Annotated in this window: 1 protein-coding gene; it reads right to left on the reverse strand. The window is 39.6% G+C overall.

Features of this window, described 5'->3' with window-relative positions; genetic code table 11:
• Positions 1–1236 precede the first annotated feature (1236 nt).
• Positions 1237–4584 (reverse strand): efflux RND transporter permease subunit, encoded by a 3348-nt coding sequence (locus F6K22_RS30830; RefSeq protein ID WP_293107021.1) that lies wholly within the window; start codon positions 4582–4584, stop codon positions 1237–1239.
• Positions 4585–5188: the final 604 nt, after the last annotated feature.

Genomic DNA, 5188 nt, shown 5'->3' on the forward strand with positions numbered 1-5188 from the left:
AGCTCTTCTAACGCACTACACCTCATTCATTCTCAATAAGAGTTTGATTTTAGTTGAAGTATTCTTCAGTTCCCGAACGCAAATTCGTCTCTATATATAGCTTTCAACTAGCTTGTCACCCCGTGAGGAGGTGAGGTTTTATCTTTTTGCTAGAAAACAAGAGCGACACCTGATATGAAATCCGGTTGAATACTTATTAGGAGTGGGGAGTGTGGGAAGTGTGGGGAGTGTGGGGAGTGTGGGGAGTGTGGATAGAATTATAAACATATATCATATAACCGGATTCTATAGCGCTACTTGAATCGGGAATAGGGAATAGGTATGGAGGGAATAGTAAACTGTTAAAGGGTTTCAGGATGCGCGAAATGTCAAGAGCCTTAATGCGTAGCGCTATATATGACGATATGAGAAAAAAGCGATCGCCCTTCTATACACTTAACCCGATACATCTGTTTAAATAAAGGATTCTAGAGCTACAAACTGGTGAAGCATTTGTAGGTAGGTACTTAAACATCTACCGATAACGTATAGCGCTACTTGAATCGGGAATAGGGAATAGGTATGGAGGGAATAGTAAACTGTTAAAGGGTTTCAGGATGCGCGAAATGTCAAGAGCCTTAATGCGTAGCGCTATAGTACCCGAAGGTACTGAATCTGGTCAACTATCTCTAAATTAATGCAGCACGAAGCTCCGTCTCTTTAGAGCGGGGTGCTGACATCTCCAGAAAAGAGGGAGCAGGGAGTAGGGAGAAAGAATTGATCTATACTATGGGGATAATTGATTTTATTTTTTATTATTAGACCACTCTGAAAAAGAGATAGATTTTTTGCAGGGGTAGGGAACAGGGAACACTTAACTGGGAACAGGGAACAGTTAAGATATTTTTACCAAAAAGGCAGGAAAAAGGATTTTTTCTTTCTTTAGCTAATATAACTAAAAGGTTTATTTATTTTCCGCAGATGTCTATTGGAGATATCTTATCAAAGAATTGTCAAAATAGCTTGCTTTCCGTAAGGGGAACCCAACCACAATAAGGCGAATGTTGGGTTACAGCAGTTTTCATTTCAGTAGACCACAATAGGGGCGAATGGCCAGCAAGTAGGGGCGATTTCCTGCGGAATGCTGCTGCCATGCGCGAATCGCCCCTACAGGGTTTTGGTGATGACGATGTGGTTCATCAATCAGCAAAAGCGCTGTAAGGAACGAAACCCAACCTACCCAGTTCCCCTACTCTTCTAGTCACCTACTCCAGTTTCTATAGTAGAATCAGCTTGATTTTCTGATGAACCATTAGCTACTGTATACCCATTATGATAGTCTCTGATACGATCCTCAAGAGATTCAAAGCCATTAGAATGATAATCGCCATTATGATCTGAAAAACTATCCCGATCTGACTGCTCGGGTTTTTCGCCTTTCAAAAATCGAGATTCAAAATTTTTAACTGCGATATATAAGTTCGGAGTAATCAACAAACTCAACAAAGTACCAAATAACATTCCTCCAAATATTGCAGTACCGAGAGACCAACGACTGCTCGAACCTGCTCCGGTAGCAATAACCAGTGGCATAAAACCAATTAAACTAGAAATTGCTGTCATCTGAATAGGGCGAAAACGCTGCTCTGCTGCTTGAATTGCTGCTTTTGTAATACTCAATCCTTTATCCCGTAACTGGTTAGCAAATTCTACAATCAAAATTGAGTTCTTAGAAGCTAAACCAATTAACATCACCAATGCAACCTGAGCATACACGTCATTAGTCACAACTGGCCAAACACTACCCGCCATCAGTATATTTGCTCGGAACCAAATTGCAACTAATGCTCCTAACACTGCTAGTGGTACTGAGAGCATAATAATCATCGGATCGATATAACTTTCGTATTGTGCTGCTAGTACCAAAAATACCATCACAAAACCTAAGCCAAAAATAACCGGTGCTGCACCACCAGAAGATTTTTCCTCTAACGCGCTACCCTGCCAAGCATAGCCAAAACCAGGGTCTAATAATTGTGATGAAGCTTCCTCCATAGAAGCGATCGCTTGTCCAGAACTATAGCCAGGAGCAGGACCACCTTGAATTTTCATGGAACGGAAAATATTGTAGTGGGTAATAATCTCCGGTCCGAAAAAATCTTCTATTTTCACTAAACTACCCAGAGAAATCATCTCTCCATTAAGAGAGCGGACATATAATTGATCTATATCTTCTGGTTTTGCTCGAAAGTTTGGCTCTGCTTGAACATAAACTCGATATTGACGTTGCCCTAATACAAAGTCATTGACATAAGATGAACCCAAATAAGTTTGGAGGGTTGAAAATATATCATTCACATTAACATTTAATGCTTTAGCGCGATCGCGTAAAACTTCAATTTTTTTCTGAGGTTTATTAGCGCTAAATTGACTGTAAACTCCTTGTAGACTTGGATGTTCTGGGGAATTAGCTGCTCCAATTAACCGATTTCCATTTTCTAGTAATGCTTGTAGAGGTAAACCTCCGCTACGATCTTGCAATTGAAATTCAAAGCCTCCCGTACTACCTAATCCTGGTACTGGTGGGGCGTTGACAGCAAAGGCGTTCACTTCTTTTATTCCTTGCAATGCTCCATTTAACCTTCTGGTTATCCCGTAAACAGACTGCTCTGCTAGGGTTCGTTCTTCCCAAGGCTTAAGTAAGACAAAAAATACACCCTGACTGGGGTTGGTGCCATCAAAGCCAAAACCAGCGATACCAAAACTAGATTCAATTTCATCAATTTTATCAATTTCCTGTTGAATTTTGTCTGCTGCATTAGCTGTATAATTTAAGGATACTCCATCAGAAGCTTGGTAAATTACAATAAAATAACCTTGGTCTTCTTGGGGAACAAACCCACTGGGAACTATACCGTACATCCAAACAGTTGCGACTAGACCCGCGATAAAAATCCCCATGACAATAACATTGATGCGAGTTAGAAAGCTGACTAATTTAGCGTACTTGTCTTGTAGCCAACCAAAACCCTGATTAAACTTATCAAATATCCAGCCTAACGGACCTGTTGCTTCCTGTTTTTGCCGCAGTAATAGTCCTGCCATACTAGGGGAGAAAGTTAGGGCGTTAAAAGTTGAACAAGCAACAGCAAAAGCAATAGTCAGAGCGAACTGTTTGTAAATTACTCCAGTTGTTCCAGGGAAGAAAGAAACAGGGATAAACACCGCCATTAATACTAAAGAAGTAGCGAGCGTTGCTCCCGTGAGTTCTTCCATCGAATCTAATGCTGCTTGCCTTGCTTTCATTCCCTGTTCAATTTTACTGGAAACTGCCTCCACAATCACAATTGCGTCATCTACCACTAGACCTGATGCCAAAGTACAAGCAAATAATGTTAGGGTGTTAATTTCAAAATTCAACATTTTCAAACCTGCCATTGCTCCAATCAGAGCTACAGGAATAGCGATCGCTGGAATCAGAGTAGCTCGCCAATCTTGCAAAAAAATGAAGATGATCAAAACTACTAAGCTCACTGCTTGGAGTAGGGTAATTATCACCTCTTGCAGGGATACTTCTACAAATAATGTTGTATCGTAGGCAATATCATATTTTAATCCTGGTGGAAAACTCTCGCTGAGTGCTGCCATTGTTGCTTTTACTTGTTTAGCTGTTGCTAGAGCGTTACTACCTGGTAATTGATAGATTCCTAAACCTGCGGTTGGAACACCATTATATGTAGCAGCAAGATCGTAATTTTCCGCTCCGAGTTCCGCTCTACCCACATCTCTGACTTTAACCAAAGTACCATTTTCACCTACTCTGAGTACCAAATCTTCAAATTCTTCGGCATTTTTCATCCTCCCAATAGCTTGTAGAGGAATTTCATAAACTAAATCTGGCGGTGCTGGGTTTTGACCAATTTTTCCCGCTCCCACTTGAATATTTTGTTCTTGCAAGGCATTAACTACATCCTGAGCAGTTAACTCGCGAGCAGCCATTTTCTGAGGATTAAGCCAAATACGCATGGCATATTTCCGTTCCCCAAAAATTGTAGCTTGACCGACCCCAGGAATACGTTTTATCTCATCTAAAACGTTTAGGTCGATGTAGTTACTCATAAAGTTATCGTTGTAGTAAAAGTTGCCATTTTCATCTTTTTCTGAGTAAGTGGCAATTACTAACAAAATATTAGGAGATGCAGCTTCTACTTTAACACCAGTTTGTCTGATAGAGTCTGGTAGGGAGGGTTCTGCTTGAGATACTCGGTTTTGAACGTTAACTTGAGCGGTGTTGCGGTCTACATCATTAGGAAATACAATGTTAATACTTGTCTGACCGCTATTAGTGGTGTTGGAGTACATATATTTCATGTCTTCAACACCGTTAATTTCTCGCTCTAAAATTGTAGTTACAGTATTTTCTGTAGTTTGAGCGTCAGCTCCAATATAGGTTGAACTTACTTGAATCTCGGTATTAGCAAGTTGAGGTAATTGAGCAATGGGCAACAATGGAATTGAGATTGTCCCCGCTAATATTATTATAATTGTACAAACTGTCGTGAGGACAGGTCGTTTGATAAAGTTGTCAGCAATACTTAAAAGCATAATGAATTAGTTATCAGTTATCAGTTATCAGTTATAGCGCTAGGGAATAGGGAATAGGGAATAGGGAATAGGGAATAGTAAACTGTCAAAGGGTTTCAGGATGCGCGAAATGTCAAATACCTGAATGCGTAGTGCTATATTAGTTATTAGTTATTAGTTATCACTACAGCAGCAATTTAACTTCTGAGTTCTGAATTTCCTTGTCATATAGAATCCGGTTGTATGATATATGTCTATAGTTCGGCTTTGTTGTATGAAAGCATATAGCTACCGCACAAGCTTAAGCATATGTACTTCAGACTTCTACAACTATTGTCCAATAGATGAATAAAAGATCAGTCTTTGATATAAAAAAAGGCTGAAACTTTTTCCTGTAAAGGCTTTGAGACTTTTAACTATTGTCCAACAGATGAATAAAATATCAATCTATAGAAAGAGGTTCAACAATTAATAATTAATAATTAATAATTAATAATTACCTCTTCTTGAACTTCTTGAAAACGGATAGGATTGATTCAAAGGAAAAATTTTTTCTTTTTCCCCTATCCAAGGGGAGGCGCATACCCACAATTTCTCGGTAACATAGAAGCCCTAAGCGTATCTC

The sequence above is a fragment of the Okeania sp. SIO2F4 genome (genome assembly GCF_010672385.1).
Lineage (GTDB): Bacteria > Cyanobacteriota > Cyanobacteriia > Cyanobacteriales > Microcoleaceae > Trichodesmium.